Here is a 25,686-nt window from a genome sequence, read left to right as displayed (position 1 = left end):
GATACGTTTAGATCTAGTCAGTATGCGGGGAGAAGATGACAAATAAGTGTCACGTGGCTGTCATCTTTGTCATAGCCGTTTAGCGACGCTGCAGTAACCGCGCTGCCTCAAGGGCAAAGTAGGTTAAAATCCCGTCAGCGCCTGCCCGCTTGAAGCACATCAATGATTCCAGTATGACGGGGTCAGCTTCCAGCCAGCCGTTGTCAAAGGCCGCCCGGTGCATGGCGTACTCGCCGCTGACTTGATAGGCGAAAGTGGGGACTTTGAGCTCGGCTTTTACTCGGCGAACCACATCCAAGTAGGGCATGCCGGGCTTGACCATCACCATGTCGGCGCCTTCGGCGATATCCATAGCCACTTCATGCAGCGCTTCATCGCTGTTGGCCGGGTCCATTTGATAAGTCCGTTTGTCCGCTTTGCCCAAATTGGCAGCTGACCCCACTGCATCGCGAAAAGGACCGTAGTAGTGGGACGCGTATTTGGCGCTATAGGCCATAATACGCACGTTGTGCAGGTGCTCTTGCTCCAACACTTGGCGAATGGCGCCAATACGGCCATCCATCATATCGGAAGGGGCAACCACGTCGGCACCCGCTTCGGCATGGGAAAGCGCCTGTTTGAGCAGCGTATCCACCGTGCGGTCATTCTGCACGTAGCCATGCTCATCGAGAATGCCGTCCTGGCCGTGGCTGGTGTAGGGGTCAAGCGCCACGTCGGTAATGATACCTAGATCGGGAAGTGCTTCTTTAAGGGCGCGTACGCTACGCTGCACTAATCCACTAGCGCTATACGCTTCTTCGGCAAGTTCACTCTTGTGCTCAGCGCCCACTACGGGGAACAGCGCCAATGCCGGGATGCCCAGTTCGTAGGCCTCGCGGGCTTGCTCAATCAACAGGTCGATAGAGAGCCGCTCAACGCCTGGCATCGAGGCCACGGCTTCACGTTGGTTTTCTCCCTCCAGTACAAAGACCGGCAGGATCAGGTCTGACGGACTCAGGCTGTTTTCCTGCATCAAGCGGCGTGAGAAATCATCGCGGCGCATACGGCGCATGCGCGTGGCGGGGAAGTGGCGAGGAGTAGGTGTTCTCAAGGGGTATCTCCATTAAGGACTGTAAATGAGGGTGCCAGAAGGCTTGTGATGAGTATATCAGCCAAACCCTGCGGCGAAAGCCGTCTTGTGGCGACACGCTAGACTGACTAAAGTGAGCGATTGCTTTGCTGTATTGCGTTCGGCAGACCCTGGGATAAGGAGATAGGCATGACCAAACAGGTGGCAGTGATTTTAGCCGGTTGCGGCGTTTACGATGGTTCAGAAATATATGAGACCACGCTGACGCTGCTGCGCCTGGATCAGTTAGGTATTGGTTACCATTGTTTTGCCCCGAATATAGAGCAGCACCATGTCGTTAATCATCTCACTCAAGAGGTGGTAGAGAACGAGCAGCGTAATGTGCTGCAGGAATCGGCCCGCCTAGCGCGGGGAGAGATCAGCCCGCTGGAAGATTTAGTGGCTGATAACTTCGATGCAGTGTTTGTGCCCGGTGGTTTTGGCGTCGCCAAGAATTTATCGGACTTTGCCAGTGCCAGTAATAATATGCAGGTGTTGGAAGCGCTAAAAGAATCATTGGTTGGTTTTCGCCAAGAAGCCAAGCCTATTGGCTTGATGTGTATTTCTCCCGTATTGGTGCCTCGCCTGTTGGGGGATGGTATTGCAGTCACCGTCGGTAATGATCCTGCGGTATCTGGTGCGATTAGCGCGATGGGTGGGCTGCACCGCAGCTGCGTGGTAGAAGATATTGTGGTTGATCTTGAGCATCGCGTCGTAACGACGCCTGCCTATATGTTAGCAACGCGTATCAGCGAAGCTGCCACGGGTATTTTTAAATTGGTAGATCGTGTCGCTGAGATGATGGACTAAATAGTTACTCCGTTGATGTAGCTTTCAGTGTCAAATACAAAACCGCCGCCATCAGTGATGGCGGCGGTTTTTTCAGATAGCTAACTCCGCATGTCGCTACTACTCTATGTTGCTACAGCTCAATGTTGTTAAAGCTCAGCTTCCTGCTCTTCAGCGGCCTCTTTCTCCTCCTTGCGCTTGCGCACCAAGCGGCCAAACAGCAGCCCAACTTCGTAAAGCAAGTACATGGGAATCGCCAGCAGACTCTGGGAAATCACATCCGGCGGCGTTAGCAGCATCCCGATGACAAAACAACCTAACAGGATATAAGGGCGTTTTTTCGACAGGCTTTCCACCGTCGTGGCGCCGGAAAGAATAAGTAAAAAGGTAGCAATAGGGATTTCAAACGCCACGCCGAAAGCAAAAAACAGCTTAAGAACGAAGTTCAAATACTGATTGATATCAGTCATCACCGCGACATTTTCGGGCCCGGTTTGGGTAAAGAACTCAAATAGCAGCGGGAAAACCACGTAATAAGCAAACGCCGCACCACCGTAGAAAAGCGCAATGCTTGAAACCAGAATCGGAATCGCCAGCGCTTTCTCATTGTCGTAAAGCCCCGGCGCGATAAATGCCCATGCCTGATGCAGCACGAAGGGGATAGCGATAAACACCGCAACGACCAGCGTGAGCTTGAAGGGGGCCAAGAACGGCGAGGCCACTTCCGTGGCAATCATTTGCGAGCCTTCGGGCAGTAACTCCATTAACGGCTCGGCCACAAACGTATAGATATCATTGGCAAAGGCATAGAGGCCTAAAAAGACCACTAAGATAACGATCACGGCACGCATAAGCCGTGAGCGCAGTTCAATCAGGTGCTCAATGAGAGGGGCTTGGCTTTGTTCTTCACGCGGCTCCTTTGAATCGCCAGACATACTCATTGGTGGTTACGGTCCTTTTTCAATGCAGTCTCTTCAGATTCAGCCGGTTCAGCTTTCGCCTCGCGGAGGGGCGCTGTCGAGGAAGGTGCCGGAGACGACGGAGGCGTTTCTTCACGTACGGTTTTCAGGGCATCATCCAGTCGAGAGCTAGCCTTAGCGACACGCTGTTCAGTGTCGCTTGGTGTCGCTGGCGCTTTTTCAGAAGGACTGTCCGCGATGCTCTCTACGTCCAGCTTGGCTTTCTTCAAGCTGTCATCGAGCTTCTTTTGCTGTTCGTTGAGCTTTTGGCGCAGCTCTTCTGCTTCCAGTTGGGCGCTGATTTCACGCTGCATACCGGATACCGTACGCTTGATTTTACCAATCCACATGCCCGCCGTTCGGGCAGCGCGTGGCAGCCGCTCCGGGCCAAGCACTAGCAGCCCGACGACGCCAATGAGCATCAGTTCAAGAAAGCCGATATCCAGCATGGTTTATTTGCGCTCTTCGTTGCGGCCTTCTGCGGCCTGTTTCTCTTCGGCTTTAACGTCGTATGTATTGCCTGGCTCTTCATGGCTCACCTTAGCATGCGGCTGGTCGGCATCTTCCTTGTCACCGTCTTTGCTTTTTTCTTCGTCGTGCATGGCTTTCTTGAAGCCTTTGACCGCACCGCCTAGATCGGTGCCAACGTTACGCAGTTTTTTAGTGCCGAAAACCAGGATGATGATGCCCAGAACAATCAGCAACTGCCAAATACTAATGCCACCTAACATATGCGTTTCCTCATGCGAGCAGGTTAACTTTCGTTGTTGATGCAAATGCTATCATTACAAATATTGCCACTATAAGCGCTAAGAATTGTTATGTAGCTGTTATGGCTGACGAGAGGCTTTTTCATCGTGTCCGGAAATGCCAAAGCGTCGTGCCAGTTCATCTAATACAGCTTGATGATCCATCTCAAGGTGAGACAACATCACCAAACTATGAAACCACAGGTCGGCAGTCTCAGAAATCAGTGCTTGGCGTTCGTTCTCACCGCCGTGCTCTGCGTCCTTGGCCGCAAGCACCGTTTCAGTGGCTTCTTCACCGACTTTTTCGAGTATCTTGTTCAAGCCCTTATGATGCAAGGAGGCAACATAAGAATCTTCCGCTGCGGCATGACGTCGCTGCTTTAATACTTCATTGAGAGTATCCAGCACATACGCAGGGTTAGTCGATGGATTGTTTGCCGATAATGAGTCGCTGTCCACGGGAATTCCTTATAAACGGTTAATGCGTAATGCTATTGCCACACCAGCAACAGCAAACCGATGGCGGCAGCGGCCAATACCGGCCACTCTTGAAGCTCAATCCACCCGCTTAAGGGCTGCCAAGCCAGTGCTAGCGCCAGCAGAATCAAGCCCAGGCGAAGGCGATAGAGGCGCTTGCTGTGGCGCGCCATTTGAACGCGCATGGCGCTGATGGCGTCAACCTGCTGATGGCGTTGGCGATGCTCGTGTTCCATGCGGCTCAGTGCTTGGTGAGCTAAGACGGGCAGTTCGGGTAGCTGATGTGAAAGCTCCGGTGCCTGACGCTTCAGTGATTCCCATAAACCGCTGACCCCAGCGCGCTCTTTCATCCATTGCTCTAAATACGGTTTTGCGGTACTCCAAAGGTCTAGGTCGGGGTAGAGCTGCCGCCCCAAGCCTTCAATATTGAGCAATGTTTTTTGCAATAGCACTAATTGCGGCTGCACTTCCATATTAAAGCGCCGCGCAGTTTGAAACAGCCCCAATAGCACTTGGCCAAAAGAAATATCTTTCAGCGGCTTCTCTAAAATAGGCTCGCAAACAGTGCGAATGGCCGCTGCGAATTCGTTGGCGCGGGTATTTTCTCCCACCCAGCCGGATTCAATATGCAGTGCAGCTACTTCGTAATAGTCCTGGTGGAAAAATGCCAATAAATTGCGCGCCAAATAGTCCTGATCTTCGCGCGTCAGGCTACCGACAATGCCGCAATCGATGGCAATGTACTGCGGATCTTCGGGATTGTCGCAGTTGACGAAGATATTGCCTGGGTGCATGTCTGCGTGAAAGAAGTTATCTCGAAACACCTGGGTGAAGAAAAGCTCAACGCCGCGCTCGGCAAGCTTTTTCAGGTTGGTGCCCCGGGCAATCAGCGTCTCTAAATCGGCCACTGGAATACCGCGGATACGCTCCTGAACCATCACGTGGCGGCGCGTGAAGGGCCAGTAGATCGTCGGTACGAACAGTAGCGGTGAATCTTTGAAGTTACGTTTAAGTTGCGAGGTGTTAGCAGCTTCTTTGTAGAGATCTAATTCGTCAAAGAGTGTGGCTTCGTAGTCGCGAATGACTTCCACCGGGCGCAGACGACGTGCTTCAGGAATTTTGGAGAAGAGTTTGGCGACTTGATACATCAGCGCCATATCCTGACGCATGACACGATCAATACCGGGGCGAATAATTTTCACTACCACATCTTCGCCGGTGTGCAGCCTTGCCGCGTGCACCTGAGCAATCGAGGCCGAGGCGAGCGGAACTCGGTCAAACTCAGCAAAGGCTACGGTCAGGGGCGTTTCCAGCGCTTTCTCAACGCGGGCGGCGGCTTGATCGCCAGGAAAAGGGGGGACTTGGTCCTGCAGGCGTTTTAGTTCGTCGGCAATATCCGCCGGTAACAGGTCGCGACGGGTCGAAAGCATTTGACCGAACTTGATAAAAATTGGCCCCAAGGCTTCCAAGGCCAAGCGCAGGCGCTCGCCACGTGTACGTTTGCCAATGGGCACTAAGCGTAGCGGTGAAAACCACAGGAGTGTCCGGAGCCACCAGGGCAGCCGCTCTAACGGCAGCAGCGTATCCAACCGATGGCGAGTGATGACCCAGCTAATCCGCAACAGACGCAAGCTCATGCGTGTGGCTCCTGAGTGGCGTTTTGCTGTTGCGCCAGGATGCGCTGCAAGCGGTTAAAACGTGCTTCCAGGCGATCGGTAGCTACTTCTAGCTCGGTCAGATGCTCGCGCAATACATTGCGTTGCTGTCGCCCTGGTAGTAGGCGCGCCTCTTCAAAAACGAACTCTGACACATCCTGCATCAGCTCATCTTTGGCACGTAGTCCCCAGCGCGTGGCGCGACGTAGGCCTTCGGCCAAGGAGTGGGCTGGCATATCACCAAGCCAGCGGGCCAATTCGTTTTCCCAGTCTATATCCAAGTCGAAAAGCAGGTCGCGGGTCGCTTCAAGCAGATGAATACGCCCGCGCACAGCCAGTTTGCCGTCAAACATTAACCGCTCAATGGAGGCGCCGCTGATCCACTCTGAAAACGTTTCGGGGGTGAGCTCGACGACTGCATCTACCTCGGTTTCATCAATGCCTTCGCCACGCATTAGGTCCAGACCGGTGTGGTGATAATGAATGACCAACTCAAGATGAGGCTGTTCCAGGCGCACCAATAAACGACTGCCCGCCAGTGCCGCCAGCCGTGAGGGCGCTGCCGGGTCACGGGCGAGTAGGGCATTGAGCGTGCGTTCACAACCGGCCAACAGTAGGGTCGGGGTTACCAGCATGCTGACCTCTGGGTCTGTAGCGACTGAAGCCTCATAGCTTAATGCCGCGGTGCAGCGCAACGATGCCGCCCGTCAAGTTGGTGTATTCAACACGCTCAAGCCCTGCCGCTTCCATCATGCTTTTGAGCGTTTCCTGGTCAGGGTGCATGCGGATAGACTCCGCCAGGTAGCGGTAGCTTTCGCCGTCGCCAGCCACCAGTTCACCCATTTTGGGCAGAAGGCGGAAAGAGTACTCGTCGTAAGCCTTGGAGAGCAGCGCATTGTTGGGCTTTGAGAATTCCAGCACTAACAGGCGCCCGCCGGGCTTGAGCACCCGGGCCATGGAGCGCAGCGCGGCATCTTTATCGGTGACATTGCGCAGACCAAACGCAATGGTGATGCAGTCGAAACTATTATCGGGAAACGGCAGGGACTCGGCGTTTGCCTGAACATATTCTACGTTGCCGCCCACGCCATTATCCATCAGCTTGTCGCGACCGACTTTGAGCATGGAGGCGTTAATGTCGGCCAGCACGACCTTGCCCCGCGGGCCAACCAGGCGGGAAAATTTGAGTGTCAAATCACCTGTGCCGCCAGCTATATCCAGCACATGATGGCCGGGGCGCACGCCTGCGCGTTCAATGGTTAACCGTTTCCAAACACGGTGGATGCCCATAGACATCAAGTCGTTCATCACGTCGTAGCGGGCGGCAACCGAGTGGAACACATCGGCCACACGCGAGGCTTTTTCATCAACCGGTACTTCTTGGAAACCAAAGTGGGTGGTGCGTTTTTCAGTGGGGCTCATTGGGCAACAGCTCCCGTATGCGAGGCGATAGCAAATCGGCCTTAGGTCGTGGACGTAGGGACCGACGCGATTAAAAGGTTGGCATCATTGTAGCCTTGTCCGCCCTGGCTTGTCTGCCCGGCTTGTCTACGTAGGGGCTGAGGCAGGCGGTTACAGTTGCTTGAATTGAATACTGGCAGGCTCTCGCGACGCACCAGCCTCCTGCAAGCGATGCAAGTAATTGTTCCAATAGGCCTCTTGGTTAACCGCTAAATCATACAGATAGTTCCAGCTAAACAGGCCGCTATTATGACCATCGTCAAAGTGCAGTTTCAGCGCATAGTTGCCCGCCTGGGTGATATTTTGCAGGCCGACATCTTTTTTACCTACCTGTAAGACAGCGGTGTCGCCACCGTGACCGCGCACTTCCGCAGAGGGAGAGTAGACGCGTAAAAATTCCACCGGCAACCGATAGCTTTCACCAGTGGCGTAGCCAAGCTCTAGCTCGCGGGCCTGCTTATGGTAATGAACACGGGTGGGCGTAGGGGAAGTCATGATAAACCTCTAAAATGGCAGGGCGTAGGTAGCTGATCACCACCTACGCTCCGCTAAAACGGTACGAAGGAATAAAAGCGCTTACAAAATATAGCGCGAAAGGTCTTCGTCGACCGCCAGTTCGCCAAGCTGAGCATTGACATAGTCGCCATCAATCAATAGCGGACTTTCCATGTCGCCGCCTCTGAAGGAGGCTTCTTCTAACAACCGTTCCATTACCGTGTGCAAACGGCGGGCACCAATGTTTTCGGTACCTTCGTTGACCTGCCAGGAGATCTGCGCAATACGCTCGATACCATCCGGGGTGAACTCAACGTCGAGCCCTTCGGTGGCCAGCAGCGCTTGGTACTGCTTGGTCAGCGAGGCAGAAGGCTCGGTAAGAATGCGCTTAAAGTCATTGGGCGTAAGCGCATCAAGCTCCACGCGAATCGGCAAGCGGCCCTGCAGCTCGGGAATTAGATCCGATGGGCGCGACAGGTGGAAGGCACCCGAGGCGATAAACAGAATGTGGTCGGTTTTGACCATGCCGTATTTGGTCGAAACGGTAGAGCCTTCAATTAGTGGCAACAGATCACGCTGAACGCCCTCGCGGGAGACTTCGCCACCGCTTGATTGACCGCTGCCCTTGGCCACTTTATCGATCTCATCCAAGAATACGATGCCGTGTTGTTCAACCGAGTAGACCGCACGGGCCTTGATCTCTTCCTCGTTGACCAGCTTGCCCGCTTCTTCATCGCGCAGCAGTACCAGCGCCTCTTTGACCGTGACGCGACGATTTTCACGCTTCTGCTGGCCCATGTTGGAGAACATGCTCTGCAGCTGGCTGGTCATCTCTTCCATGCCCGGCGGGGTCATGATGTCGATACCCTGGCCCTGAGATGATATTTCGATATCGATCTCTTTATCATCCAGTTGGCCTTCACGTAATTTCTTGCGGAAGGTCTGGCGGGTGCCGCTGTCGTCGCGCGGCTTATCTTCCTGGCCCCGCGGCGGTGGAAGAAGCGCATCCAGCACACGGTCTTCGGCAGCATCGGCAGCGCGGTGGCTTACTTCCTCTTTGGCCTGTTCGCGCACCATTTTGATCGCGGCTTCCATCAAGTCGCGAATAATCGACTCAACATCGCGACCCACATAGCCGACTTCGGTAAATTTGGTTGCTTCGACTTTGATAAACGGTGCTTTGGCCAGCTTGGCAAGGCGGCGGGCAATTTCAGTTTTGCCGACACCCGTGGGGCCTATCATCAAAATATTCTTGGGTGTGACTTCGGGGCGCAGGTCGTCATCGAGCTGCATGCGACGCCAGCGGTTACGAAGGGCAATTGCGACGGCGCGTTTAGCATCCTGCTGGCCAATAATGTACTGATCCAGGGCGTGAACGATTTCGCGGGGTGTCATCTGAGTCATAAAGGTAACCTTTGTATGTATTGAGCGACGTTTGGAGATCGCATAAACGGATTAGCGACCGTCAATCGACAGCTCTTCGAGCGTCACGTGGTGGTTGGTAAACACACAGATATCACCCGCAATGGCCAGTGACTTCTCGGTGATGTCACGCGCTGACAGCTCGGTATTCTCTAATAGCGCCCGGGCGCTGGCCTGAGCGAAGTTGCCGCCAGAACCAATGGCGATAATGCCGCGTTCGGGCTCAACGACGTCACCGTTACCGGTAATGATCAACGACGCGCTGTGGTCGGCCACGGCCAACAGTGCTTCCAGGCGGCGCAGGGCGCGGTCGGTGCGCCAGTCTTTGGCGAGCTCGACCGCTGCCTTGGTTAGATGCCCTTGGTATTTTTCCAGCTGTGCTTCAAAGCGTTCAAACAGCGTGAATGCATCCGCGGTGCCACCAGCAAACCCGGCCAGCACTTTGCCACGGTAGAGGCGACGCACTTTGCTGGCGTTACCCTTCATTACGGTATTGCCCAGCGATACCTGACCATCGCCGGCGAGGGCGACCTGATTACCACGACGAACGGAAACAATAGTGGTCATGGAGATAACTCCTTGGGGGAGACGCGCTCCCGATGACTGGCGGATCACTCATTGAGCGACCGTTGTGTAAGCATTCACAACAAAATGCGGGCGGCTGATAAAAAATCAACCGCCCGCAGGACATCGGGAGGGGATTATCAGTTTTGCAGTTGGATAAGCAGTGGCTCAATACCTTGAGTGTTCATTAGATCCTGGGCGCGATTCAACTCGCGAGTATCCTCGTAGGGGCCCACCTGGACGCGGTGCCAAGTATTGCCATCCGCCTGTACCTCGCTGATTTCAGCCAGCAGACTTAAATTACGCAGCCGACCACGCAACTGCTCCGCATCACTTACTTGGCGAAATGAAGCAGCCTGAAGCATATAGCGCCCTGGGGCATTGGTGGCCGCTTCATTCTCATGGGCTGTTGATACCTGGTCCTCCGGGCGGGTATTGGCTGCAATCACTTGAGCGATAGGGTCATCGCTGGCAGCGCCAGAGGCCGTATCGCTATCGGCTGTCTCTTCGCTGGCCTCTGGGCGAACAACGCTGGAAGGCAGCGTGACGCCGGGGGCTATTACCTCGGTTTCCGGTAGCAGCGTATAAAACTCAAACGTCGGCATTGACGGCTCGGCGGCTTCTTCGGTTTCACGTGCAGCAGCCCGTTCCTCGCTACCGGCGGGCTTGGGTAAGACTGTAGCCTGAGGGGCTTCACTTTGTTCTTGCCAGGGAGCGGTGCCGTGCTGGTGCTGAGCCAAAAAGAAGCCTGCCGCCATGCCAGCAAGGCCCCAGAGCCAGCCAGGCAGACGAAAGCCGCCGCCTGAACTGCGGGCCGCTTTGCGCTGCGAAGTCGCCCCGCGGCGGGCGGGCTTTTTACGCGGGCTAGCCATGGACTACATCTCCTCTGGGGCGCTAACCCCCATTAAATCAAGCCCGTTGCGCAGCACTTGACGAGTGGCGAGGCCGAGCGCCAGCCGCGTGTTGCGTAGGGTGTCGTCGTCAACCATCACTTTGACAGCGTTATAGCAGGTGTGGAAGTCGCCAGACAGGTCAAGCAAGTACTGAGCAACCTGCTGTGGTTCGCGATTTCTAGCGGCGGTTTCTACCACTTCAGGGAAACGCGCCAAACGATTAATGACTGCTTTCTCTTGATCGCTATCCAGTAACGCTAGGTTGGCCAATGCCAGGGCGTGATCGAAAGGCTGGCCGGCGTCCTGTGCTTTGCGCAGCATGCTGCATACCCGGGCGTGGGCGTACTGAATGTAATACACCGGGTTGTCGTTCGATTGTGAACGGGCCAGATCGATATCAAAGGTGAGCTGGGAGTCGGCGCGGCGAGCGGCGAGGAAGAAACGCGTAGCATCGCGGCCTACTTCGTCGATCAAGTCTCGAACGGTGACATAGCTACCGGCTCGCTTGGAGAGTTTTACCTCGACACCTGAGCGGGTAACCATGACCATCTGGTGGAGCACGTAGTCGGGCCAGCCTTTAGGAATACCGACTTCCAATGCCTGTAGACCGGCGCGAACGCGGGTGACGGTAGAGTGGTGATCGGCACCTTGTTCGTTGATCACGGTTTTGAAGCCGCGCTGCCACTTATCCAGGTGATAGGCCACATCAGGCAGGAAGTAGGTATAGCCGCCATCACGTTTACGCATCACCCGGTCTTTGTCATCACCGAAGTCGGTGGTGCGCAGCCACATGGCACCGTCATCTTCATAAGTGTGGCCTGCGCTTACCAGCTTCTCAACGGTGGCGTCTACCTTGCCGTCTTCGTACAGTGACGATTCAAGGAAATAAACGTCGAACTCAACGCCGAAGGCTTTTAGATCCAGATCCTGCTCGCGGCGTAGCCACGCCACCGCAAATTCTTGAATAGCGTCCAGGTCGTCTGGATCGGCTTTGGCGGTGACCACGCGGTCATCAGCGCTAACCGTTTTACCCGCCAAGTAGTCAGTGGCGACATCGCTAATATATTCCCCACGATAGCCGTCCTCAGGCCAGCTAGCGTCATCAGGCCCCAAGCCTTTTACTCGCGCTTGTACAGAACGCGCCAGGTTGGCGATCTGGGCGCCGGCATCGTTGTAATAGAACTCGCGGGTAACGTCGTAACCGGTGGCTTCGAGCAGGCGGCATAGGCAATCACCAATCGCCGCGCCACGACCATGACCTACGTGCAGTGGCCCCGTGGGGTTGGCGGACACAAACTCTACCTGCACTTTCTCACCTTTGCCGATTAGGCTACGGCCAAAGGTGTCGCCACAGTCGAGCACTTGCGCAACGATTTGTGCGGCGGCATCGGCGGCGGCGAAAAAGTTGATAAAGCCGGGGCCCGCAATCTCGGTTTTTTGGATAGCGTCGCTTTCAGGGAGCGCGGCGACCAGCGAATTAGCCAACTCACGTGGATTTTTACCAGCCGGTTTGGCCAGCATAAGCGCTAAGTTGGTGGCGTAATCACCGTGGGCTTTGTCTTTGGTCGGGTCGACTTTGATCACAGGTTGAAGGTCGTTCGGCAGCACGCCTTGGTGCTTGAGCGCGGTAACCGCGCCTTCGAGCAGAGAAACTATCGTATCTTTCATTTAGGTATCCGGGTGTCGTCGGTGGCGGCGTGTGCTTACGCGAACCTATTACAGGTGCGTCGGTAAAGCGGCTATTATCAGCAATTGAGCCGCAGTTTCAAAGCCATGTGATGGTATGCCGATATCAGGAGAGCGTTTGCGGATCAATATCTACCGACCAGCGCACCTTGCGCGCCTCGCGATTTACTTCCAGCCATTGCACCAGCCAGCTAACAGCGAGATGAAGTTGGCTACGTTTATGGGCCGATAGCATGACATGTAAATGATAGCGATTCTGGCGTCTTTCCATCGGTGCAGGTACCGGCCCCAGGCATCGGGTCGCTACGCCAGACTCTTTCAGCCACTGGCGCAAGGCTTGGGCGGCCTGCTGCGCGATGGCTAAGGCGGCATCCTCTTTGGGGCTCTCGATGCGTAACAGTGCCATAAAGCAGAACGGAGGCAACTGGGCAATGCGCCGTTCTTCCAGCATATTGCGCGCGAGCGCCCCATAACCATGTTCAGCAAGCTGACCTAAATGGGGGTCGTCTGGGTGCAGTGTCTGTACCAGCACCCGGCCTGGGTGGGCGGCACGACCCGCACGGCCTGCCACTTGTTCAAGCAGTTGCGCGCTGTGCTCTAGTGCGCGGAAGTCGGCGGCATACAGCCCTCCGTCGGCATTGACTACCACCACCAAGGTAACGTGGGGCAGGTGGTGGCCCTTGGCGAGCATCTGGGTGCCGACTAATACGCAGGGCTCACCGCGCTGAATCTCTTTTAACACTTGCTCGAAGCTATCCTTGCGCCGAGTGCTGTCACGGTCAATACGGTGAATGGTTGTCTTTGGAAACAGCGTCTGTAACGTCTCTTCCGTGCGTTCAGTACCGCTACCCAAGGCGCGCAGGTCGCCGCTGCTGCACTCGGGGCAGGCGTCCGGCAGGGCGCGGCGACTATCGCAGTGGTGGCAGGCTAGCAGCGCGGGCTGACGATGCAGTGTCATTCGTGCATCGCACTGTCCGCACTCGGCCATCCAGCCGCAGGCGTGGCAGGCAAGCGTCGGGGCAAAGCCGCGCCGGTTGATAAAAATCAGTACCTGCTTGCCAGCGCTCAAGGTGCTTTTAATCGCTTTAATGGCGCCAGGTAGCAAGCCGCCCTGACGTCGTTGGTGGCGCAGGTCGATCAGTTCTAACTTAGCCGGTGGGTGGCGACTGGGGCGTTGCGTCAGGCGCAGGTGTCGGTAGGTGCCTGAATGTGCTTGATGCAGGCTCTCAAGCGAAGGCGTGGCACTGCCCATCAGCAACGGAATCTTATGGTAGTGAGCGCGTGCGACCGCTAGATCGCGGGCGTGGTAACGCAAGCCATCGTGCTGTTTGTATGAACCGTCATGTTCTTCATCGACGATAATCGCACCGGGGTTTGCCAGCGGTGTAAAAATTGCCGAGCGCGTGCCGATAATAATCAGCGCCCGGCCACTGGCGGCGGCCTCCCATACATCGAGCCGTTCTGGGTCGGTGAGTCCTGAATGCAGGGCCACGACGGGCACGCGAAAACGGCTTCTAAAGCGGGCCAGCGTCTGTGGGGTTAAGCCAATTTCCGGCACCAGCACTAGCGACTGCTTGCCCTTGGCGGCGACGGCTTCAATTAGTTGAAGGTAGACTTCCGTTTTACCACTGCCGGTAACGCCTTCCAATAAGCAAGGGTGATAGTCCTCAAGCTTTTCATGCAACGCTGCCAGCGCTGTCGCCTGTTCACGGTTTAGCGGCAGCGCCGGGGCCGCGAGTAAGTTGCCACTTGGCGGCGTGGGAGCAGTGAGAATATGTTCATGATGGGTGGCTAAGCCTTTTTTTTCCAGCGCTAATAGCTGGTCGCGGGTAAAGCCATGGGCGCTAATGGCACGGCTGGGTAGCCCGTGAGGATGTTGGCGCAAAAGTGCATACAGCTCTGCTTGTTTGGGTGCTCGGCTGAGATTTTCCTCTGCATCTTCACCCTGCGAGAGCCAAAGTGTTTGTGTGCGGCCTGCCATAGGATGCCCCTGGCGTAGCCGTGCGGGCATGGCATGGTGAAGGGTGTCGCCCAGGCTATGCTGGTAGTAGCGGGCGGCAAAGCGGCATAGCCACAGCCAATCTTCCGGCAGCGGGGCGTCATCCAGCGTTTCACTGACCGCGCGCAGCTGGCTGCGCGCTAGGGCGCTGTGGTCGGCGATCTCCACCACGACGCCGACCACATCGCGCCGCCCAAACGGTACTCGCACCCTTAGCCCCGGCTGCCAACCGCAGGCGGGTGTCGCGTTAGACGGCAAGTAGTCGAACAGGCGTCGCAGCGGTGAGGGCAGCGCTACTTTAAGCACGAGAGCCTGCGTTTGTGATGGCGCCCGCGAAGAAAAAGAGTCAGTCAATTGGCCTCCGGCGTTAGTTTTGCTAGAATATGCGACCGCTCTCAGTCTTAACGACTTATCTTAACGACAGAGCGGCTAACCGGTTAGTAGTTTTTTCCAAACCCGTATGCGGTGCCTGGCACGAGATCAGGTGGCGGCATACAGCTTCGTGAGGCTCGAGATGAAACAAGGTATCCACCCGAATTACAACACAGTCACCGCTACTTGTTCTTGCGGCGCTAATTTCCAGGTCGGTTCTACGTCAGATCAGGACTTCTCTCTGGATGTGTGCTCCAACTGCCACCCGTTCTACACAGGTAAGCAGAAGCAAGCGACCACTGGTGGCCGTGTAGAACGCTTCAATAAGCGTTTCGGCGCTGCTGTTAAGCGCGGCTAATCCACATCGGATAGCCCTACCGCGAGCACAGTCTGTGCTTGTATAAAACCCACGCCACGGCGTGGGTTTTTTATTTTCTGATAAGCTACTTACATGGATTTTATGGAAAAATTTTTCATAATTACTGTGATAGGTGAATAAGCAAAGCGTTATAGATAAGCGGCGCGTGCATAAGTTACAGCAAATAACACCCAATTGTAGCGAATATGAAGGTAAAACTCAGTTAAACGAGCGTTTTGTTCTAAGTTGACGACGCGCTTGAGGCACTTGGTTTTTTTCTATATTCTGAAATAACTTATCTACTTTATGTTAACTGGACTCTGACCATGACGGATGCAAATAAGCAGGCAGCTTTGGATTATCACGCGAAACCGATTCCCGGTAAGTTGTCGGTGGAGTTGACCAAACCTACCGCAACCGCACGGGATTTGGCGCTGGCGTATAGCCCAGGCGTGGCTGAGCCAGTGCGTGAAATCGCCCGCGAAGCGGAAAATGCTTATCGCTACACCGGTAAGGGTAATTTGGTAGCGGTTATTTCTGACGGTAGCGCTATTCTTGGACTGGGGAATTTGGGTCCGCTGGCCAGTAAGCCGGTAATGGAAGGCAAAGGGGTGTTGTTTAAGTGCTTTGCAGGCATCAACTCGGTAGACATAGAAGTCGATGCGGAGAGCCCTCAGGCGTTTATTGATACCGTCGCGCGTATTGCCGACACCTGGGGTGGTATTAACCTTGAAGATATCAAAGCACCAGAATGCTTTGAAATTGAAAAGGCGCTGATTGAGCGCTGCAGCATCCCGGTCTTTCATGATGACCAGCACGGTACTGCGATTGTGACCGCCGCGGGTATGCTGAATGCACTGGAAATTGCTGGTAAGTCGATCGAGAACGTAAAGATTGTGTGTATGGGCGCAGGGGCGGCGGCGATTGCCTGTATGCGACTACTGATTTCTTGCGGTGCGAAAAAAGAGAACTTGGTGATGCTCGACCGCCGTGGCGTTATTCATACGGATCGCGAAGGCATTAACGAATATAAAGCCGAGTTTGCCCGTGATACCGACATGCGCACGCTAGATGACGCAATCGACGCTGCTGATGTCTTTATCGGCTTATCAGGCCCAGGGCTGCTTTCCGCTGACCAGGTTAAGAAAATGGCGCCTGATCCGGTGATTTTTGCGTGTACCAACCCCGACCCGGAGATTCACCCAGATGTTGCCCGTGAGGCCCGTCCGGACGTGATTATGGCGACTGGTCGTTCGGATTTCCCCAATCAGGTAAACAATGTGTTGGGCTTCCCGTTTATCTTTCGTGGGGCGTTGGATGTTCGGGCCACCCGTATTAATGAAGAGATGAAGCTGGCCGCTGTGCATGCGCTGAAAGACCTGGCCCGCGAGCCGGTGCCGCAAGAAGTATTGAACGCCTACGAGCGCACCGAGATGAGCTTTGGTCGCGAGTATATTATCCCAACACCAGTGGATATCCGCCTGTTGGCGCGGGTGTCCTCGGCGGTTGCGCAAGCGGCTGTCGACTCTGGTGTGGCGCGCAAACCGTTTCCGGCGCACTATCCGCTAGAGTCAATCAACGACGTTTACGGCAGCTAAGGTCTTAGCTAGTTCGCTGACTTATGTCCGCTGAACTATGCCCGCTGAATTATGCCCGCTTCTTGCGGGCGTATTTGTTTTAGTGATTGGTAGGCTAGTCCTGAGAGTAGCGCGTTAGCCCTTCTTGAGCGGTGGAAGCGACTAAGCGACCATCGCGGCTGTAAATATGCCCCCGCGCTAGGCTGCGAGCGCCGCCTGCCCAGGGTGAGTCGATAACATACAGCAGCCAGTCGTCTAAGCGCGTGTCCTGATGCAACCAAAGGGCATGATCAAGGCTCGCGATGCGCAGTTTGGGATCGCGGTATTCGATGCCATGGGGAATCAGGCTAGTGGTGAGTAGATTGAAATCAGAGGCGTAAGAGAGCAGGTGTCGATGCAGTGCCGGGTCGTCTGGCAGTGTGCCTGAAAGACGAAACCATAAGCATTGCCCCGCCGGTGTGCCATTGTCAGGATTGCCAGCGAGGTGCAGAAACTCAATCGGATGTCCGGGAAAGCGATCATGTTTGGCGTCGCCGCTCTCTATAAGCATTTCGGGCGTGGGCACATTCGGCATGGCGCGCTGATGACTAAAGCCCTCTTCTTCGTTTTGAAAGGAAGCGCTGCAGAAAAAGATCGGCCGGCCTTTTTGGATGGCAGTAACGCGTCGAGTGGTGAAACTGCCCCCATCCCGAATCGTATCTACTTGGTAGACAACAGGGCGGTGCGGGTCGCCGGGACGCAGGAAGTAGCCATGTTGAGAATGTGGGCGCCGCTCGTCAGGCACAGTGCGGGCGGCAGCGGCTAGCGCTTGACCAAGTACTTGGCCTCCATAGAGCTGAGGAAAGCCTAGATCCTGGCTTTGGCCACGAAATAGAGTTTCCTCCAATGTTTCTAACTCCAGTAAGTTTACCAGCTTGTTCAGCGCGTCTGTCATTCTCGGTATCCTTGCGACTGTCTTGATAGAATGCTGTCGGTGAAAGCGGGCTACCACAGCGGCGGGCAACCCTTTCATACGATCGTTTAGCTACCTTAGCGGAGTTTACGTTTATGCGCAGCGATGAATTTTACATGCACCGTGCGCTAGACCAGGCACACTTGGCCGCTGACGCTGGCGAGGTGCCCGTGGGGGCGGTTATCGTCGATGCGCAAGGGGAGATCATTGGGGCTGGATGTAATGCGCCGGTTGCCAGTTGCGATCCTAGCGGTCATGCGGAAATTCGTGCCCTACGCGCAGCAGGTAAGCATCAGGGTAACTATCGGCTTGAGGGTTGCACGCTGTTTGTTACCTTGGAGCCCTGCATGATGTGTGCAGGGGCAATGATACATGCACGCCTTAGCCGTCTGGTATACGGTGCCGCCGAACCCCGAGCCGGCATGGTCGAATCTAAAGCTAACCTATTGGCACAGCCGTGGTTTAACCATCAGGTCGAGATTAGCGCAGGCGTGCTGGGGCCTGAATCCAGAAAATTGTTGAAAGCGTTTTTTGCTGCAAGGCGCTAGGATTATTGGTAACAGCCTGAGGTTCAGGCGGTCACTTGGTGTGGCGTGGAGACTATATGCTCGTAGTGTGGAATATCTTAATCGTCCTGCTGACGGTGGCTGGTATGGAGCTTTTCGCGACGCTGGCCCACAAGTACATCATGCATGGCTGGGGATGGGGCTGGCACCGCTCTCACCACCGGCCGCGCACCGGCTGGTTCGAGCTGAACGATCTGTATGCCGTGGTGTTTGCGCTTTTCGCCATCGGCCTGATCGCGCTGGGCACCGCCGGTGTGTGGCCGCTGCAGTGGATCGGCGCGGGCATGACCGCCTATGGCGCGATCTACTTTATCGTTCACGATGGGTTGGTACACAAGCGCTGGCCGTTTCGCTATATCCCCAGGCGCGGCTACTTGAAACGCCTCTATAAAGCCCATAGGCTGCACCACGCGGTCAAGAGCCGCGAGGATTGCGTGTCGTTCGGCTTTCTATACTCGCCACCGGTGGAAAAGCTTGAGGCGACGCTAAAAAGCCGCCAGCCGAAGGCTAAGCAGGCCGCTGCCAAAGCCCCGACGGACGCGGCGCCGGTGTCGTCACGCGAGAGCTGAGCGCCAGTGCGCTGCCCTTGATCAACAGCGCCAGTTTCTCCTGTTTGCTAGTGCTCTGTCGTTTGTCCCAGGCGTGCGCTCCGGCGCGCCGTACCTTTAAGCCAATCCTGCGGTAGACCCCATGCGCTGTGGCAATCGCCCAAGCCGAGCGTAGCGTCAGCCCGCAAAGCCCGCCCTTGGCGGAAGCGTAGTAGGGTTCGGCTTCGCTAACCAGGCGTTCGGCAAGCCGTGCCACCTGGGGGCGGCAGGTGGGGTCGTTTAGGGTTTTCATCGTCAGTGCTTCTTCCGCCAGCCAGTTTGACGGCAGGTAGCAGCGCCCGGCGTGGGCGTCTTCGACAATGTCTCGGGCAATATTAGTGAGCTGAAACGCCAGGCCCAGATCGCAGGCGCGATCCAGCACCTTTTCATCACGCACGCCCATTACCTGGGCCATCATCAGGCCCACCACGCCTGCCACGTGATAACAGTAGCGCAGCGTATCCTCAAAGGTTGTGTAGTGCTCATCACGCACGTCCATGGCAAAGCCTTCCAAGTGCTCGAAAGCGCGCCTGGGCGGAATGCCGTGCTTAAGGGCGACTTCCTGAAACGCGGCAAAGGCGGGCGCTTCCATGGGCTCGCCCGCGTAGGCCTGGCGGGTCTGTGCTTCAAGGCTTGCCAGGCGCTCCTGCGCGTTGGTAGCGCTTGCGGTACCGATATTGAAGCCCAGCGTCTGGTCGTCGATCACATCGTCGCAGTGGCGGCACCAAGCGTAGAGCATCAGCGCGCTGCGCCGGGTATCGGCATCAAATAGCTTGGCCGCCGTGTCAAAGCTCTTGGAGCCGACGGCCATAGTGCGGGTGGCGTGGTCAAGCAGGGGCTGGTTCATGGGGCCAACTGCTCCACCATCAACCCCGCCGTTGCCTTGGCCGAGCCGATAACGCCCGGGACGCCTGCGCCGGGGTGGGTGCCGGCGCCAACGAGATAGAGATTGGCAATGCGGCTGTCGCGGTTATGGGGCCGGAACCAGGCACTCTGGGTCAAGATAGGTTCGATGGAAAACGCCGATCCCTGATGTGCACCCAACTGGTCGCGGAAATCAAACGGCGTGAACATCCGATGCGTTACCAGCTGTTCGCGAAGCCCGGGCATATAGTGCTGCTCCAGGTAATCAAAGATGCGCTCGCGCAGGCGGGGGCCTTCCACTTCCCAGTCAAGGTCAGCGGTGCCCAGATGCGGCACGGGGGCGAGTACGTAGTAGCTGCCGCAGCCGGGCGGCGCCAATGATGGGTCGGTAACGCACGGGGCGTGCAAGTAGAGCGAGAAATCCTCGGCCAGGGCGTCGCTGTTGAAGATATCGTCAATCAGCTCCTTGTAGCGCGGCCCGAAGCAGACGGTGTGGTGGGCCAACTGCTCGTGATGGTGGTTGAGGCCGAAATAGAGCACGAACAGCGAGTTGCTCATGCGCTTGCGCTTGAGCGACGTACTGCGCGCCGCCCCCACCGGGTGGTGACCAAGCAGCTTTTCATAGGTATGCACCACGTCGGCGTTGGACGCCACGGCGCTCGCTTCAATGCGTCGGCCGTCGGCAAGCTGTACCGCCTGCAGGGTGTTGCCGTCGGCTTCAATCCGCGTAACCTCGGCATTGAGCTCAATCTCGCCGCCCATGTCTTGGAAGAGCTTCACCATGCCCTGTACCAGCGCGCCGGTGCCGCCGCGCGGAAACCATACGCCCCATTCGCGCTCAAGCGCGTGAATCAGCGTGTAAATGGAAGAGGTAGCAAACGGGTTGCCACCCACCAACAGCGAGTGAAACGAGAACGCCTGGCGCAGATGGTCGTCTTCGATGAACTTGGCGACCATGCTATAAACGCTGCGCCAGGCCTGCAGCCGCGCCAGCTGCGGTCCTGCGCGCACCATATCGCGAAACGACAGAAACGGCACGGTACCAAGCTTCAGGTAGCCCTCCTTGAACACCGCCTGGGAATAGCTTAAAAAGCGCCGGTAGCCCTCAACATCCGAAGGGTTAAACTGGCCGATCTGCTCCTCAAGGTGGGCCTGGTCGTTGTCGTAATCAAATACCTTGCCCGACTCCCAGCACAGCCGGTAAAAGGGCGTGACCGGCATCAGTTCGACATAGTCGGCCAGACGCTTGTCTGCCAGGGTAAACAGCTCCTCGATGGCGCTGGGGTCGGTGATCACCGTGGGGCCAGCATCAAAGGTGAAACCCTGATCCTGATAAACATAGGCGCGCCCGCCGGGCTTGTCGCGCTGCTCAAGAATCAGGGTGGGAATGCCCGCTGCCTGTAGACGTATGGCCAGTGCCAAGCCGCCAAAGCCTGACCCAATTACGATTGCTTTACTCATCATGAAAGGCTCGCAGCCGAGGGGTTTGTTTGAGAACGGCCTGTAAGGCCTCGCGCACCGGTACCGGTGGTTTGCCCGTCAATATTCGCGCCTGATCGGCAAGGGTCAGCCGGCCGGCATAGAAGCGCGCAATCAGACCGTCGTTCAGACCGTAAAAGCGCTGCATCACCTGCCAGCGCTTATCATCAGGGCCGGCCAGAAACAGCATGCGGTTGAGCATGCGAAAAAAGCGCTGCCGCCGCCAGCACTGCGCCGCGTAACCGCGAATAAGGCGATACAGCGATTCCGGCGTAAAATAGGATTGCGCGGCGATCATATCGGCAAGCGACACTGCCAGCGGAAGCGAATAGCCGGTCGTGGGGTGAAACAGGCCGCCGCGTAGGCCGCTTTGTGGCTGACCCTGGGCCGCCTGCCAGAATGCCTCGTGGTTGCCCGTCAGGGTGATCGGCAGGTTGCCCTGCTCCTCGCGCTGCAGCGTGCCCAGCGCCCAGTCTTGCGCTTTAGCATAGTAAGCAATGTTCAGCCGTGCCCGATCGTGATCGAGCGTGGCGCGGTCAATATAATGCGTATCCTCAATTAGCAGCGACGTGGCCGACAGCGGCAGGGTATAGACAAACCGGTAGCCGCCTTGTTGGTCCACGGTGGCGTCCATCAGCCGCGGACGGGTAAGCCCGTGGGGGTGCTTAAGCTGCCACTGCTGGCCGAGAAACGCCTGAAGCCCAACCGTAAGATGCGGGCTTGGCTGGTAGCCTCGGCCATCGATGACGGCCCCGGCTTCAAGGATGCGGCCGTCTTCGAGAGCCACCGAAGTAGGGGTTAGCCGGCTGATTGGCGTCTGCGTCACAAGATGATCGCCAAGCGCTCGGCTGATGACCTCGGCAAAGCGCTCGGAGGTGACGCTTGTGTAGCCACCAGCCACGGTGCGAGTCCGTTCAGGAAAGAAAACGTCGTAATCCGCCCAGCGGTGGGCCACCAGCGGATCGAGCCAGGCGTGCTGAGCGGCGCTGATGTCGCCATGGTGAAAGGACCAGGTATGGTTGCCGCCGGGCGTGGGGCCTGCCTCGATCAGCAGTACGTTAAGCGCGGGCTGACACTGGCGCAGGCGCCAGGCAATCAGGCCGTTGGCAAGCCCCGCGCCAACCAAAATAAGATCCCATCTTGTGTTGATCATGCAGCCTCCGCCAATACGGGGCGGCATTCGCTGAGCGCCTGCTCGGCAATTTGGGCGGCCTTGGCTGCGCCGCCCGCCTGCATGAGCGCGGGGGGCATGGTGCTTAGGCGAAGCCGATAGCTATCGTTATTGAGCAAATCGCTTAATCGCCTGGCAAGGATCGCGCTGCTAGCAAACCGTGTGGCGCTCTGTCCGATGCCATGGTGGACAATGCGTGCAGCCACGCCGGGCTGGTCGAAGGCCAGTGGTATGGCAAGCATCGGGGTTGCACTTTGGACGGCATCGACAACGGTGTTCAGGCCGCCATGGGTAATCACGGCGCTGGCTTTGGAAAGCGCCGTGCGCTGATCGGCGAAGTCGGTTACGTATGTGGTGCCGTAGCGCTCAAGCCTGGCCACCTGGGTGGCATTCAAGCCGCCGCAGTGGGCGATCAAAAGCGGCATTTCTACACGCTGGCAGGCCTTCGCGATCTTACGAAACAGCGCGTAGCGATGACCCTGCAGTGTGCCCAGCGAGGCAAATACAAACGGCGTGGATGGCAAGGCCATCTTCGTTTCTGCGTGATCAGCGGGCCTTTCATCGCGCAGAGGACCCACTGCATGAAAACAGGCAGGTAACGCCGCACGCGGGAAGTCCAGCGAAGGCGGCGTTTGGCTGATTTGGGCAAGTGTGGACAGGCATTCATGCAGCGAATGACGCGGCGTTAGTCCTAAGCGCTGGGCGTGGTGGGCGATAACCCGGGCATGGCGGCGCATCAGCCAGTCGTAGATTTTTTCGCTGGTCTCATAGCGATGCTGGGCTTGGGTGCTGGTCGCGTAGGCAAACGGCATGACCGGTAGCGGCAGGCCCGGCTCGCGGTTAACCGGCAGAGCGCAGGCAACCGACACGTAAGGCAGGCCCAGCGCATCGGCCACAAGCCCCCCAGCGGCCTCCATCTGATCCACAATCACCCCGTCGACCCCGAGCGTCTCAATAGCGGCAGGCAGCTCATGGCAAAGCATGTCGGTAGTGGCGGCCAGATCGTCAATCAGCCGGAAAAGTCCCAGGCCAGAGGGACGGGCAGCAAGTGCCAGAGTGTTGACCAGGCTGCCCGGGGCAAGGCGCGTTTCACCCAGCGGATAAAAGCCGATACGCGGATCGTCAAGCAGGGGGCGGGCTTCAAACTGCTGTACGAAGGTAATCTGGTGGCCACGCTCGATCAGTTGGATCGCAAGGGCCTGAAGCGCCTTGACATGACTGTAAAGCGGCGGCGCGATGACCGCATAGTGGCTCATGCCTGCCCCGCAACGCGCAGCAGCACTGCGTGTCGCAGAGCGATCAGATCTGCGCTGCCGGTGCAGAAACAGGCGACCCGCAGCTGCTCAATGATGATCTGGAAATGGTCGATGACGGCGTCAAGCGAAGTTGTCGCACTATGCAGGGCCGCCGCTGCCTGGCCCACCAGGTCCGCGCCCAGGCACAGCGCCTTGGCCGCATCAATGCCGTTGGTGATACCGCCCGAGGCGATCAGCGGCATTGTGGGCATTGCTTTGCGTACCTCGCACAGCGCTTGCGCGGTAGAAATGCCCCAGTTGGCGAAGGCCATGGCAACCGCGCGCTTTTGCGCCGTGCTGGCGCGCTCCCCTTCAACGGCGGCCCAACTGGTGCCGCCAGCGCCGGCAATGTCCAGCATGGCTACTCCCGCTTCATGGAGTTGGCGGGCAACCGTGGCGGAGAGCCCCGCACCTACTTCCTTGACCACCACCGGGGCGCCGAGTGACGCCGTGACGCGCTCAATGGCCGCTAAAATGCCGCGCCAGTCGCGATCACCGCCGGTTTGCAGGGCTTCCTGCAGCGGGTTCAGGTGCACGATCAGCGCGTCCGCCTCAATCATCTCTACTGCCCGTCTAGCGTAATCGCTGCCGTGCTGGCCGGTAAGCTGCGCCGCCCCTAGATTGGCGAGTAGCGGGATATCCGGGGCGAGGGTGCGCAGCTCACGCGTCAATCCCCAGTTGGCGTCGCTATCAAGTGCGACCCGCTGGGAACCAACGCCCATGGCAAGCCCCAGGGTTTGTGCCGCTTCGGCCAGAAAACGATTGATGTCGTTGGAGCGGCTGGCACCACCGGTCATCGAACTGATTAAAAGCGGCGCCTGCATCGTCCGCCCGAAGAGCGACGTGCCAAGGTCGATGCTGTCCAGGTCAAGTTCCGGCAGGGCACAGTGTTCAAAGCGCCAGTGTTCGAACCCCGTGCGGGTCGTGTGTCCCGCCAGCGATGGGTTGAGCACAATATCCAGATGGTCGTTCTTGCGCTGGGTCAGCTCTGTCTCCTTCATTGCCACTCCTTGATATGAGCAATCAGCCGAACATAGCCAGCTGCTTATCAAACCAGTCGTTTATAAACCCGCGGGTAACCGCCGTTGATCCGCAGGCCTCAGTCAGATGCGCATCGGCGCGGCGCAGGTGTTCTTGCAAACGTTGGCGAACCGCTGCTGGGCCCAGTATGGCGACCAACGTTGATTTGCCACTGTCCTGATTGACGTCCTTACCGGTGTCGCCGGAGCTGTCGGAAAGATCATCCAATAGTTGAAAAGCTTGCCCCAGGTGCTGGGCAAAGCTTTTCAGCATCTGACGCGTACCGGGTGAGGCGTTTGCCGCGAGCGCGGCCATTTGCAGCGTAGCCTCAAACAGCGTGGCGGTTTTTAGCGTATTGGTCGATACGATAGCGTCCGCACTACGCGGATGGCAGCCTTCACTCAAATCACGAAACTGGCCTTGTACCAGCCCCTCTAACCCGGCGGCGCGGGAGAGCGCTGTGACTGCCTGGGTCTTGCAGCTGTCAGAAAGGGCTTCTGCCTCGGTTACGACACCATACGCGCGGCTAAGTAACGCCACGGCGGCGAGAATTGCCACATTTTCGCCAAACTGGCGGTGAATCGTGGGCCTGCCGCGACGCAGCAGGGCACCGTCCATGCACGGGATATCATCTAGCATTAGTGACGCCGCGTGTATCATCTCAACCGCGCAGGCCAAGTCTAGAAGTCCGGGCCGGTCGGGCGGGCAGCCCAGGTCCTGCGCTGTCAACAGCAGTAACAACGGGCGAATTCGTTTCCCCGGCACTAGCGTTCCTTCGCGCATTGCCGCCGCCACCAGATCGTGCTCATGTTCTTCGGGCAGCAACTGCCCAAGACGGACCTGAAGCACATCGCGTAAGGCCTGTAACTTGGCTTCATGACTTGAAAATGTGTCGACGCTGGCGTTCATCAAAGCGGTCCCTGGTTTCCCATTATGGCGAAGTGGTGTCAGACACTAAAAGCGTATGGCGGTAGTGCGTGCGGCCATCATGGTCCTTCATGCCGCTTTATAAGATCGGCGTCTGACATAGTTGTTAACGTAACGAGCGTTTGCTGTCGTTAGTGTATTTACCCAACGCTTAGAAAAGCGTAATCCATAGACCGTAAAATTTCTTTAATTACTCGGTGTCGTTGATTACTTTCTGTATAAGAAAAAAGAGAGCAGGAACGCTCAAACCTAACGCGGCGA

At 57.0% G+C, this 25,686-nt stretch carries 26 protein-coding genes; 5 read left to right on the top strand and 21 right to left on the bottom strand.

Annotation, left to right across the window (positions count from 1 at the left end; all coding sequences use genetic code 11):
* Window positions 1-79: 79 nt before the first annotated feature.
* Entirely contained in the window at window positions 80-1,090 is a 1,011-nt protein-coding gene (gene hemB, locus ACW44H_RS15785; RefSeq protein WP_457505491.1) for a porphobilinogen synthase, read from the bottom strand.
* Window positions 1,091-1,258: 168 nt separating this feature from the next.
* Between hemB and elbB the strand changes: the two genes are divergently transcribed.
* The gene (gene elbB / locus ACW44H_RS15780) at window positions 1,259-1,918 is read left to right on the top strand and encodes an isoprenoid biosynthesis glyoxalase ElbB (RefSeq protein ID WP_457505490.1); all 660 of its coding nucleotides are present in this window, start codon (window positions 1,259-1,261) and stop codon (window positions 1,916-1,918) included.
* A 128-nt stretch (window positions 1,919-2,046) separates the two neighbouring features.
* On the opposite strand, the gene tatC is transcribed toward elbB, so the two are convergent.
* The 13 genes from tatC to ACW44H_RS15715 form a co-directional block, all read right to left on the bottom strand.
* Complete coding sequence (gene tatC, locus ACW44H_RS15775) at window positions 2,047-2,838, bottom strand: twin-arginine translocase subunit TatC (protein WP_447043308.1); 792 nt, start codon at window positions 2,836-2,838, stop codon at window positions 2,047-2,049.
* Window positions 2,835-3,305 (bottom strand): Sec-independent protein translocase protein TatB, encoded by a 471-nt coding sequence (tatB, locus tag ACW44H_RS15770; RefSeq protein ID WP_457505489.1) that lies wholly within the window; start codon window positions 3,303-3,305, stop codon window positions 2,835-2,837. Before tatB ends, tatC begins: the two co-directional genes overlap by 4 nt.
* A gap of 3 nt (window positions 3,306-3,308) precedes the next feature.
* On the bottom strand, window positions 3,309-3,587 hold the full coding sequence (gene tatA, locus ACW44H_RS15765) for a Sec-independent protein translocase subunit TatA (RefSeq protein ID WP_457505487.1): 279 nt from the start codon (window positions 3,585-3,587) through the stop codon (window positions 3,309-3,311).
* Between the two features lie 99 nt (window positions 3,588-3,686).
* Window positions 3,687-4,064 (bottom strand): phosphoribosyl-ATP diphosphatase, encoded by a 378-nt coding sequence (locus tag ACW44H_RS15760; protein WP_447043311.1) that lies wholly within the window; start codon window positions 4,062-4,064, stop codon window positions 3,687-3,689.
* A gap of 32 nt (window positions 4,065-4,096) precedes the next feature.
* Window positions 4,097-5,719 (bottom strand): ubiquinone biosynthesis regulatory protein kinase UbiB, encoded by a 1,623-nt coding sequence (ubiB, locus tag ACW44H_RS15755; RefSeq protein ID WP_457505485.1) that lies wholly within the window; start codon window positions 5,717-5,719, stop codon window positions 4,097-4,099.
* Window positions 5,716-6,372, bottom strand: a complete 657-nt coding sequence (locus ACW44H_RS15750; RefSeq protein WP_457505483.1) for a ubiquinone biosynthesis accessory factor UbiJ — start codon at window positions 6,370-6,372, stop codon at window positions 5,716-5,718. The genes ubiB and ACW44H_RS15750 overlap by 4 nt, the downstream gene beginning before the upstream one ends.
* A 31-nt stretch (window positions 6,373-6,403) precedes the next feature.
* The gene (ubiE, locus tag ACW44H_RS15745) at window positions 6,404-7,159 is read right to left on the bottom strand and encodes a bifunctional demethylmenaquinone methyltransferase/2-methoxy-6-polyprenyl-1,4-benzoquinol methylase UbiE (RefSeq protein ID WP_113268990.1); all 756 of its coding nucleotides are present in this window, start codon (window positions 7,157-7,159) and stop codon (window positions 6,404-6,406) included.
* A gap of 150 nt (window positions 7,160-7,309) precedes the next feature.
* On the bottom strand, window positions 7,310-7,693 hold the full coding sequence (locus tag ACW44H_RS15740) for a gamma-butyrobetaine hydroxylase-like domain-containing protein (RefSeq protein WP_457505482.1): 384 nt from the start codon (window positions 7,691-7,693) through the stop codon (window positions 7,310-7,312).
* 81 nt (window positions 7,694-7,774) lie between these two features.
* Complete coding sequence (gene hslU / locus ACW44H_RS15735) at window positions 7,775-9,097, bottom strand: ATP-dependent protease ATPase subunit HslU (protein WP_113268992.1); 1,323 nt, start codon at window positions 9,095-9,097, stop codon at window positions 7,775-7,777.
* A 51-nt stretch (window positions 9,098-9,148) separates the two neighbouring features.
* Entirely contained in the window at window positions 9,149-9,682 is a 534-nt protein-coding gene (gene hslV / locus ACW44H_RS15730; protein ID WP_113268993.1) for an ATP-dependent protease subunit HslV, read from the bottom strand.
* Between the two features lie 137 nt (window positions 9,683-9,819).
* Entirely contained in the window at window positions 9,820-10,551 is a 732-nt protein-coding gene (locus ACW44H_RS15725; protein ID WP_457505480.1) for an SPOR domain-containing protein, read from the bottom strand.
* Between the two features lie 3 nt (window positions 10,552-10,554).
* Complete coding sequence (gene argS / locus ACW44H_RS15720; RefSeq protein WP_457505479.1) at window positions 10,555-12,240, bottom strand: arginine--tRNA ligase; 1,686 nt, start codon at window positions 12,238-12,240, stop codon at window positions 10,555-10,557.
* A gap of 124 nt (window positions 12,241-12,364) precedes the next feature.
* Window positions 12,365-14,611, bottom strand: a complete 2,247-nt coding sequence (locus ACW44H_RS15715) for a primosomal protein N' (RefSeq protein ID WP_457505478.1) — start codon at window positions 14,609-14,611, stop codon at window positions 12,365-12,367.
* A gap of 160 nt (window positions 14,612-14,771) precedes the next feature.
* On the opposite strand from ACW44H_RS15715, the gene rpmE reads away from it, so the two are divergent.
* Window positions 14,772-14,987: a 50S ribosomal protein L31 gene (rpmE, locus tag ACW44H_RS15710; protein ID WP_113269230.1), complete on the top strand. Its 216-nt coding sequence runs from the start codon at window positions 14,772-14,774 to the stop codon at window positions 14,985-14,987.
* A 326-nt stretch (window positions 14,988-15,313) separates the two neighbouring features.
* A complete protein-coding gene (locus ACW44H_RS15705) occupies window positions 15,314-16,585 on the top strand; it encodes a malic enzyme-like NAD(P)-binding protein (RefSeq protein ID WP_457505477.1) in 1,272 nt (423 codons plus the stop codon).
* 94 nt (window positions 16,586-16,679) lie between these two features.
* Here ACW44H_RS15705 and ACW44H_RS15700 read toward each other — a convergent pair whose 3' ends face one another.
* Window positions 16,680-17,498 (bottom strand): acyl-CoA thioesterase, encoded by an 819-nt coding sequence (locus ACW44H_RS15700; RefSeq protein ID WP_457505476.1) that lies wholly within the window; start codon window positions 17,496-17,498, stop codon window positions 16,680-16,682.
* 113 nt (window positions 17,499-17,611) lie between these two features.
* Between ACW44H_RS15700 and tadA the strand changes: the two genes are divergently transcribed.
* Window positions 17,612-18,064, top strand: a complete 453-nt coding sequence (tadA, locus tag ACW44H_RS15695; protein ID WP_457505475.1) for a tRNA adenosine(34) deaminase TadA — start codon at window positions 17,612-17,614, stop codon at window positions 18,062-18,064.
* Between the two features lie 56 nt (window positions 18,065-18,120).
* The gene (locus ACW44H_RS15690) at window positions 18,121-18,651 is read left to right on the top strand and encodes a sterol desaturase family protein (RefSeq protein ID WP_457505474.1); all 531 of its coding nucleotides are present in this window, start codon (window positions 18,121-18,123) and stop codon (window positions 18,649-18,651) included.
* On the opposite strand, the gene crtB is transcribed toward ACW44H_RS15690, so the two are convergent.
* Genes crtB through ACW44H_RS15660 form a run of 6 tightly spaced genes read right to left on the bottom strand, consistent with a single transcriptional unit; the run spans window position 18,590 to window position 25,407 of the window.
* On the bottom strand, window positions 18,590-19,516 hold the full coding sequence (gene crtB / locus ACW44H_RS15685) for a 15-cis-phytoene synthase CrtB (RefSeq protein ID WP_457505472.1): 927 nt from the start codon (window positions 19,514-19,516) through the stop codon (window positions 18,590-18,592). The two genes, ACW44H_RS15690 and crtB, sit on opposite strands and share 62 nt — an antisense overlap.
* Window positions 19,513-20,997, bottom strand: a complete 1,485-nt coding sequence (locus ACW44H_RS15680) for a phytoene desaturase (RefSeq protein ID WP_457505470.1) — start codon at window positions 20,995-20,997, stop codon at window positions 19,513-19,515. The genes crtB and ACW44H_RS15680 overlap by 4 nt, the downstream gene beginning before the upstream one ends.
* Window positions 20,987-22,165 (bottom strand): lycopene beta-cyclase CrtY, encoded by a 1,179-nt coding sequence (crtY, locus tag ACW44H_RS15675; RefSeq protein WP_457505468.1) that lies wholly within the window; start codon window positions 22,163-22,165, stop codon window positions 20,987-20,989. The genes ACW44H_RS15680 and crtY overlap by 11 nt, the downstream gene beginning before the upstream one ends.
* A complete protein-coding gene (locus ACW44H_RS15670; protein ID WP_457505467.1) occupies window positions 22,162-23,439 on the bottom strand; it encodes a glycosyltransferase in 1,278 nt (425 codons plus the stop codon). The genes crtY and ACW44H_RS15670 overlap by 4 nt, the downstream gene beginning before the upstream one ends.
* Window positions 23,436-24,479, bottom strand: a complete 1,044-nt coding sequence (fni, locus tag ACW44H_RS15665) for a type 2 isopentenyl-diphosphate Delta-isomerase (protein WP_457505465.1) — start codon at window positions 24,477-24,479, stop codon at window positions 23,436-23,438. The genes ACW44H_RS15670 and fni overlap by 4 nt, the downstream gene beginning before the upstream one ends.
* A 22-nt stretch (window positions 24,480-24,501) precedes the next feature.
* The gene (locus ACW44H_RS15660; protein ID WP_457505464.1) at window positions 24,502-25,407 is read right to left on the bottom strand and encodes a polyprenyl synthetase family protein; all 906 of its coding nucleotides are present in this window, start codon (window positions 25,405-25,407) and stop codon (window positions 24,502-24,504) included.
* Window positions 25,408-25,686 lie beyond the last annotated feature (279 nt).

Source organism: Vreelandella sulfidaeris Esulfide1 (assembly GCF_054072535.1).
Note: the sequence above shows the minus strand (reverse complement) of the source record. Positions and strands in the feature narration are given on the sequence as shown.